This is a genomic window from Streptomyces atriruber (genome assembly GCF_001418325.1).
In the GTDB taxonomy this organism is placed as follows: domain Bacteria; phylum Actinomycetota; class Actinomycetes; order Streptomycetales; family Streptomycetaceae; genus Streptomyces; species Streptomyces atriruber.
In genome coordinates this window covers 1-1799 of sequence record NZ_LIPN01000654.1, presented here as the reverse complement: position 1 = coordinate 1799, position 1799 = coordinate 1, and the positions used below count along the sequence as shown (strand labels likewise).

Below are 1799 nucleotides of genomic sequence, written 5' to 3'. Positions count from 1 at the left end.
GTGCCGGACGCGGTGAGCTGGAGGGGACGGTTCGCGTGAGCGAGATACCAGCGAAGGCGACGGAGTTCGACGGACCGTCGGGCGACGCGATGGCCCACGGGGCCGCGGACGGCGCGACGGGCGACGCGGCCCGGGGTGCCGCGCCGGCCGAGGACGCGCCGGTCGTCGACGTGCCGCTCGACGAGACGTGGCAGAGCAACCCACCCGGTTCGATATACGACTACATCAAGGTCGCCTCGTTCTCGATCGGCCCGGACGGCCTGGTCGACCAGTGGAGCGTGCGCGCCGAGCGGCTGTTCGGCGTGGCCGCGCGGGACGCCGTCGGCAGGGACCCCATCGAGGCCTTCGTGCCGCCCGAGCTGCGCGCGGGCGGCCACCGCAAGATGGCGGAGATCCTGGACGGGCGCGAGTGGACGGGTGTGGTGCCCTTCCGGGTGCCGGAGGACTCCGGGGTGCCCGGCGGGCGCGAGGACGGTGCGGACCACGGCGTGCGCGGCGACCGCGGCGGCCACGACGACGGCGGAGGTCGTGGAGGCCGATCGGAGCGCCGTGAGCGGGGCGCAGGCGGCCTGGAAGGCGTCGCCGAGGTGTACGTGATGCCGACCGTGACCGAAGAGGGCGAGCGGGCCGCTGTCTGCATCGTCGTCGACGTCCGGGTGCTCCGGCAGATCGAGACGGACCTCGCCGCTTCACAAGCAATTTTCGGCCAATCTCCCTTCGGCTTCCTGTTGTTCGACGCGGACCTGAAGGTGCAGCGTGCCAACCGACGGTTCGCCGACGTCTTCGGCGGGGGCGTCGAGGACCAGCGGGGCCGGACCTGCCACGACTATCTGCCGCGGCACGAGGCCGACCGGATGGCCGCCGCCCTGAAGCGGGTGCTCGAAACCGGCGATTCCGTGACGGACATGCAAATAGTGGGACCCGCGCCCGGCAGCAACGACCGCAGGCACTGGTCGATCAACCTCTACCGGGTGCACAGCGGTTCGGGCCGCCCCATCGGCGTCGCCGGTCTCGGCACCGACGTCACCCGACGGCACGCCGCCGCCCGCGAGGCCGCCCACGCCCGGCGCAATCTGGCCCTCCTGAACGAGGCGGGGGCCCGCATCGGCAACTCGCTCGACCTGGAGACCACCGCCAGGGAGCTGCTCGACGTCGCCGTACCGGGCTTCTGCGACCTCGCCTCCGTCGACCTGTACCAGGGCCTCCTCGACGGCGACGAGACGCCGCCCGGGCTCGCCGACGGCAGCGCGGAGCTGCGCCGCGTGGCCTTCGCGAGCGCCGTCGCCGACGCCCCGTTCCCGGACGGCAGCGCGCCCATAGACGTCGGTGCCGTGCACCGGTTCGCGTTCACGTCGCCCTGCGCCGACGCGCTGCGCGCCGCCCGGCCCCGCCTGATCACCGCGGACGACGACGAGTCGGCGAGCCGCCTCACCGGCGGCCTCGTCCAGTCGACGCTGGCCGTGCCGATGGTCGCCCACGACACCGTGGTCGGCCTCGCCCAGTTCTCCCGTACGAAGGGCAGCGAACCCTTCGGCGAGCGCGACCGGGCGCTGGCCGTCGAACTGGCCGCGCGCGCCGCCGTCTGCATCGACAACGCCCGCCTCTACCGCCGCGAGCACGAGCGCGCGTTGATACTGCAACGCTCCTTGTTGCCACCCGGCGACCCCGAGGCCTCCGGCCTCGACATCGCCTGCCGCTACCTGCCGGGCAACGCGGCAACCGAGGTCGGCGGCGACTGGTTCGACGTCATCGAACTGCCCGGCCACCGCACCGCGCTGGTCGTCGGCGACGTCATGGGC

General features: G+C 73.4%; 1 protein-coding gene. It reads left to right on the top strand.

Features of this window, described 5'->3' with window-relative positions; translation table 11 throughout:
* Positions 1-35: 35 nt before the first annotated feature.
* On the top strand, positions 36-1799 hold a 1764-nt coding region (locus AOK03_RS39750; RefSeq protein WP_157869230.1), incomplete at its 3' end, for a PAS domain-containing protein.